Here is a 6,059-nt window from a genome sequence, read left to right as displayed (position 1 = left end):
TTTGGTTGCGGGAGTAGGATTTGAACCTACGACCTTCAGGTTATGAGCCTGACGAGCTACCTGGCTGCTCCATCCCGCGGAGATTGTTTTAGTTGGTATTGTTTAGAGAGATTTGGGATGATTATTAGGTTTGGCGGTGCCCTACTCTCCCACGCCTTAAGACGCAGTACCATCGGCGCAACAGCGCTTAACTTCCGGGTTCGGGAAGGGACCGGGTGTTTCGCTTGTGCTCTGGCCACCAAACCGAATAATCATCCCAGGATCTTTGATCCTGGGATGATTATTCGGTCGGCTGTGAGAGACTTGTGAAGCAAGTCTCGTAAGCCGCCGGAAGGCTTGCCGATTTGAGGCAATTCCCAGGATCGAGATCATCAACGAGTTGTCCAAGTTTTTTGCTTTTTGGTGTGGCTGTCTATTACTGGATCAGATCAAGCCAATCGGGCGATTAGTACCGGTCAACTGAATGCATTGCTGCACTTACATCTCCGGCCTATTGACGTGGTGGTCTTCCACGGCCCTCAGGGATACCTTGTTTTGAGGGGGGCTTCCCGCTTAGATGCCTTCAGCGGTTATCCTTTCCGAACATAGCTACCCAGCACTACCGTTGGCACGATAACTGGTCCACCAGTGGTTCGTTCACCCCGGTCCTCTCGTACTAGGGGCAACTCCTCTCAAGTATCCTACACCCACGGCAGATAGGGACCGAACTGTCTCACGACGTTCTAAACCCAGCTCACGTACCTCTTTAAACGGCGAACAGCCGTACCCTTGGGACCTGCTCCAGCCCCAGGATGAGATGAGCCGACATCGAGGTGCCAAACACTGCCGTCGATATGGACTCTTGGGCAGTATCAGCCTGTTATCCCCGGCGTACCTTTTATCCGTTGAGCGATGGCCCTTCCACTCGGGACCACCGGATCACTATGGCCGACTTTCGTCTCTGCTCGACTTGTCAGTCTCGCAGTCAGGCTGGCTTTTGCCATTGCACTCAACGAGCGATTTCCGACCGCTCTGAGCCAACCTTCGCGCGCCTCCGTTACGCTTTAGGAGGCGACCGCCCCAGTCAAACTACCCGCCACGCAGGGTCCCGGATCCAGATAATGGACCGCGGTTAGACATCAAGAGTGCGAAGGGTGGTATCTCAAGGGTGGCTCCACAGGAACTAGCGTTCCTGCTTCGATGCCTACCACCTATCCTGCACATCACAATCCTGATGCCAGTGCGAAGCTGTAGTAAAGGTGCACGGGGTCTTTCCGTCTAACCGCGGGAAGCCTGCATCTTGACAGGCAATTCAATTTCGCTGAGTCGATGTTGGAGACAGCGGGGAAGTCGTTACGCCATTCGTGCAGGTCGGAACTTACCCGACAAGGAATTTCGCTACCTTAGGACCGTTATAGTTACGGCCGCCGTTTACCTGGGCTTCAATTCGGAGCTCTCACCCCTCCTTTTAACCTTCAGGCACCGGGCAGGCGTCAGACCCTATACGTCGTCTTGCGACTTCGCAGAGCCCTGTGTTTTTAATAAACAGTCGCCACCCCCTGGTTTGTGCCCCCGGATTCCACTTGCGTAGGACCCGGGCCTCCTTCTCGCGAACTTACGGAGGTATTTTGCCGAGTTCCTTCAACATCGTTCTCTCAAGCGCCTTGGTATTCTCTACCAGTCCACCTGTGTCGGTTTAGGGTACGATCTTATAGAGGGGCTATTTCCAGGGACCTCTCAGCAGCCCATTCAATCCGATAAGGATGAACTACCTTCGAGATCCGTCACCACCTCATGGCCCAGGAATATTAACCTGGTTCCCATCGACTACGCCTTTCGGCCTCGCCTTAGGGGTCGGCTTACCCTGCTCAGATTAGCTTTAAGCAGGAACCCTTGGACTTTCGGCGAGAGTGTCTCTCACACTCTTTGTCGCTACTCATGTCATCATTCTCACTAGTGATCTCTCCACGGGATCGCTCACACGCCCGCTTCATCGAAAGTTCCTTGCGTCCAATCCTTCCCGAAAGAAGGTAAGGACGCATGGAACTATGTCACACTACGCTCTGCTACCATGCACTATGTGCATCCTCGGCTTCGGCTCATGGCTTGAGCCCCGTTACATCTTCGCCGCAAGACATCTTAATTAGACCAGTGAGCTGTTACGCTATCTTTAAAGGATGGCTGCTTCTAAGCCAACCTCCTGGTTGTTTTGGACGTCTCACCTGCTTTCCCACTTAGCCATGAATTAGGGGCCTTAGCCGGAGGTCAGGGTTGTTTCCCTCTTCACTACGGACGTTAGCATCCGCAGTGTGTCTGCCATCTATTACTCCCGGGTATTCGGAGTTTGGTTAGGATCAGTAAGCCTGTGGGGCCCCATTACCCATCCAGTGCTCTACCCCCCGGGGTATTCGGATGACGCTCTACCTAAATAGATTTCGCAGAGAACCAGCTATCTCCGAGTTTGATTGGCCTTTCACCCCTAGGCACAACTCATCCCGACCTTTTTCAACAGGTGTGGGTTCGGACCTCCAGTGCGTGTTACCGCACCTTCATCCTGGTCATGCCTAGATCACTCGGTTTCGGGTCTGATCCCACGAACTCATTCGCCCTATTAAGACTCGCTTTCGCTGCGCCTACACCTAACGGCTTAAGCTTGCTCGTGAGACCAAGTCGATGACCCATTATACAAAAGGTACGCTGTCAGCCCTCAAGGGGCCTCCAACTGATTGTAGGCGTTCGGTTTCAGGTACTGTTTCACTCCCCTCGTCGGGGTGCTTTTCACCTTTCCCTCACGGTACTGGTTCGCTATCGGTCAGTAAGGAGTACTTAGCCTTCGGAGGTGGTCCTCCGATCTTCAGACAGGATTTCACGTGTCCCGCCCTACTTAATACGTCCCTCAGAGCTTCCTATACGGGGCTGTCACCCGCTCTGGCTGCGCTTCCCAACGCATTCTAGTCACTCATCAGGCTCGGCTGGTTCCCGTTCGCTCGCCGCTACTAGGGAAGTCTCTATTGATGTCCTTTCCTCCGGGTACTTAGATGTTTCAGTTCCCCGGGTTTGCTCTTAAAACCCTATGTATTCAGGTATTAAGTACTTGATTAAGCAGGATATAAGCTGCCCCGAAGAGCAATTATATCAAACTTTCAAGTGGGTTGCCCCATTCGGAGATCCTGGGATCAAAGCCTATTCTCGGCTCCCCCAAGCTTATCGCAGAGTATCACGTCCTTCATCGCCTCTTACTGCCAAGGCATCCACCAAACGCCCTTCTCGCGCTTGATCTGATCCAGAAAGAGACAGCCAGGATGATGTCCTACCGCTTCGCTACTTGAGGACTTTTGCAAGTCCCAAACACCGATGCGCCAGAACAACCTGACAATCGCGACCTGACAGCTGGTAAGTAGCCAGGTCTCTGTTTCTGAACCAAAAAGCATACTTTCCCGCTCTTCCATCCTTTGCCTGTGATGTCGATCTCAGGCGGACGAAAGAACAATGCATGATCGGGTAGATCATGCGGGTTAGTGTACTTGACTTGGACAACTACTGTCGTTTCAGGCAGGCATACATCCGGGCGTCTGAGGAAACATGACGGAACCGGTGCTGTCCACGAGCAAGCTCGCTTCACCCATCTGAGGTCGTTCCCACACTCGGGAGGACCAACAGTGTTGTTGATTTTTCTCTCTAAACGATATCAAGCCCAAAGCCATCTGGCTCTGGAAACAAGCGTCCGATTGGACGTTTAAGACACCTCAGCAAGGTGGCTCAAAGGTCAAATCGAACCCTTTGATCTATTGGATGATGAATGTCTTGCAAGAATGGTGGGTCGAGGAGGACTTGAACCTCCGACCTCACGCTTATCAGGCGTGCGCTCTAACCACCTGAGCTACCGACCCATTCTTGTTAGGGCCGTTTGCAAAGTGGTGGAGCCACCGCCTATCTGCTTGCAGATCGGCGTACAAACGCCCTAGGCGACATCAAATCCCGCAAGGAATTTGGTGGAGCCTAGGAGGATCGAACTCCTGACCTCCTGAATGCAAATCAGGCGCTCTCCCAGCTGAGCTAAGGCCCCTTGCTGAACCTAACCAGTTGGCAAGGTCCTGACATTTTTCTGAAGAGATATGAGGACGGCTCGGTCCTGATGTGATGCGCTTTGTTTGCGCATCTTCTGCTAAGTGATGCACGAGATTAGCAAGCTAATCTGCTAGCATCATCCTTAGAAAGGAGGTGATCCAGCCGCAGGTTCCCCTACGGCTACCTTGTTACGACTTCACCCCAGTCGCTGAGCTCACCGTGGTCCGCTGCCCCCATTGCTGGTTGGCGCACGGCCTTCGGGTAAACCCAACTCCCATGGTGTGACGGGCGGTGTGTACAAGGCCCGGGAACGTATTCACCGCGTCATGCTGTTACGCGATTACTAGCGATTCCGACTTCATGGGGTCGAGTTGCAGACCCCAATCCGAACTGAGACAGTTTTTTGGGATTAACCCATTGTCACTGCCATTGTAGCACGTGTGTAGCCCAACCCGTAAGGGCCATGAGGACTTGACGTCATCCACACCTTCCTCCCGCTTATCACGGGCAGTTTCCCTAGAGTGCCCAGCCGAACTGCTGGCAACTAAGGATGTGGGTTGCGCTCGTTGCCGGACTTAACCGAACATCTCACGACACGAGCTGACGACAGCCATGCAGCACCTGTCACTCGGCCACCGAAGTGGAAACCAGATCTCTCTGGCGGTCCGAGGATGTCAAGGGTTGGTAAGGTTCTGCGCGTTGCTTCGAATTAAACCACATGCTCCACCGCTTGTGCGGGCCCCCGTCAATTCCTTTGAGTTTTAATCTTGCGACCGTACTCCCCAGGCGGAATGCTTAATCCGTTAGGTGTGTCACCGAATAGCATGCTACCCGACGACTGGCATTCATCGTTTACGGTGTGGACTACCAGGGTATCTAATCCTGTTTGCTCCCCACACTTTCGCACCTCAGCGTCAGTATCGAGCCAGTGAGCCGCCTTCGCCACTGGTGTTCCTCCGAATATCTACGAATTTCACCTCTACACTCGGAATTCCACTCACCTCTCTCGAACTCAAGACCAGGAGTTTTGGAGGCAGTTCCGGGGTTGAGCCCCGGGATTTCACCCCCAACTTTCTGATCCGCCTACGTGCGCTTTACGCCCAGTAATTCCGAACAACGCTAACCCCCTCCGTATTACCGCGGCTGCTGGCACGGAGTTAGCCGGGGTTTCTTTACCTGCTACAGTCATTATCTTCACAGGCGAAAGAGCTTTACGACCCTAAGGCCTTCATCACTCACGCGGCATGGCTAGATCAGGGTTGCCCCCATTGTCTAAGATTCCCCACTGCTGCCTCCCGTAGGAGTCTGGGCCGTGTCTCAGTCCCAGTGTTGCTGATCATCCTCTAAAACCAGCTATAGATCGTAGGCTTGGTAGGCCATTACCCCACCAACTACCTAATCTAACGCGGGCCGATCCAAATCCGATAAATCTTTCCCCCGAAGGGCGTATAAGGTATTACTCTCAGTTTCCCGAGGCTATTCCTTAGATCTGGGCACGTTCCCACGCGTTACTAACCCGTCCGCCGCTCAACCCGAAGGTCGCGCTCGACTTGCATGTGTTAGGCCTGCCGCCAGCGTTCGTTCTGAGCCAGGATCAAACTCTCAAGTTGAAAGCAGCTTGCGCTGCTATCCTTGACGTTCGAACCTCTGCACATCACTGGTTGCTTTAACAAAATCACTCAAACACGGGGGTCTGAGTAACCTGCGATCTGACCCGGCTAGGAACCAGAAATGCAACCAATATTTCTCTGTCTTTCGTGCTTCAGTACCAAAGGTACAGAAAGCCGAACAAGACAGTGAAGCTGACATCTTATCATCGGGCCGAAACCCTAAAGACGTTGACATACAGACGTTGATCCATCGAAATGAACCAAACCGCCCACATATCTCTTCAGTCATCCAACAATGTCAAAGAGCTAACACCCAGAGGCCAAAACCAGACCGTCGCGCTAATCTTAAAAGCGCCACCGCCTAACCTCTCTCCGAAGTGCCCCAGTCTTCCCTGGGCGCCA

At 53.2% G+C, this 6,059-nt stretch carries 3 tRNA genes and 3 rRNA genes; all 6 read right to left on the bottom strand.

Annotation, left to right across the window (positions count from 1 at the left end):
* Positions 1 to 2: 2 nt before the first annotated feature.
* The 6 genes from HCZ87_RS19180 to HCZ87_RS19155 all read right to left on the bottom strand — a co-directional run bounded on the left by HCZ87_RS19180 (position 3) and on the right by HCZ87_RS19155 (position 5,657).
* Positions 3 to 79: transfer RNA gene (locus HCZ87_RS19180), tRNA-Met, on the bottom strand.
* 49 nt (positions 80 to 128) lie between these two features.
* Positions 129 to 243, bottom strand: a 5S ribosomal RNA gene (gene rrf / locus HCZ87_RS19175).
* Positions 244 to 424: 181 nt separating this feature from the next.
* Positions 425 to 3,258 (bottom strand): 23S ribosomal RNA (locus HCZ87_RS19170).
* A gap of 534 nt (positions 3,259 to 3,792) precedes the next feature.
* Positions 3,793 to 3,869: transfer RNA gene (locus HCZ87_RS19165), tRNA-Ile, on the bottom strand.
* Between the two features lie 100 nt (positions 3,870 to 3,969).
* Positions 3,970 to 4,045: transfer RNA gene (locus tag HCZ87_RS19160), tRNA-Ala, on the bottom strand.
* Between the two features lie 148 nt (positions 4,046 to 4,193).
* Positions 4,194 to 5,657 (bottom strand): 16S ribosomal RNA (locus HCZ87_RS19155).
* The 16S, 23S and 5S rRNA genes sit together here with 3 tRNA genes alongside, the layout of an rRNA operon.
* Positions 5,658 to 6,059 lie beyond the last annotated feature (402 nt).

The organism is Phaeobacter sp. HF9A (assembly GCF_011806385.1).
Taxonomy (GTDB): Bacteria; Pseudomonadota; Alphaproteobacteria; order Rhodobacterales; family Rhodobacteraceae; genus Epibacterium.
Note: the sequence above shows the minus strand (reverse complement) of the source record. Positions and strands in the feature narration are given on the sequence as shown.